Origin of the sequence: Alienimonas sp. DA493, from assembly GCF_043951915.1 — a bacterium.
Classification (GTDB): Bacteria; Planctomycetota; Planctomycetia; order Planctomycetales; family Planctomycetaceae; genus Alienimonas.
The window spans coordinates 1-562 of record NZ_JBINJD010000362.1 but is presented as its reverse complement, the minus strand read 5'-3'; the positions used below and the strand labels follow the sequence as shown (position 1 = coordinate 562).

Annotated in this window: 1 pseudogene; it reads left to right on the top strand. The window is 77.9% G+C overall.

Going from position 1 to position 562, the window contains the following annotated elements:
• Window positions 1-248: 248 nt before the first annotated feature.
• Window positions 249-562 (top strand): annotated as a pseudogene (locus ACG2DA_RS23030) (hypothetical protein); the annotation flags it as partial.

Below are 562 nucleotides of genomic sequence, written 5' to 3'. Positions count from 1 at the left end.
CCGGCGACGGGGAGGGGCCGGAGCGGTCCGCCTCGCGTAATCGCCCCGGCGGCGGGGAACATTTCGGCGCGGCGCAAAGCGCCGATTGACCGGCGATGTTTCCAACATAGCCTCAAGTCGTTCGGCCGCCCGTCCCGGGGGCCGGCCGCCCGGGGACCCGCACCGCTCGCCGGCGCCCCGGCGCTCCCACCTCAATTGAACCGCCGAGCGCCGCCACGGAGGCTGCGGCCCCGGCAGAGCAGGGTCCGATGACCAACGCCTCCCGCGCTTTCGCAGCGGTCGCCGTCGTGGGCGGCCTGTTGTTCGCCCCGGCCGCCGCGCCGGTCGCGCCGGCCGGGCCGGCCGGGGGCGGTCCGCCCGGGTCGTTCGCCGACGCCGCCGCCCTGGCCGACGCCGTCGCCGACGGCCGCAACCTGGAGCGGGCCCGCAAGTGGGCCGAGGCGATCCGCCACTACGACGCCGCCCTCGACCGCTTCGCCCCCGATCGCGACGCCCCCGCCGCCGAGCCGCTCCCCGAGCCGATCCGGGCCCTGACCTACGGCCTGCGGCGGAGCAAGATCCA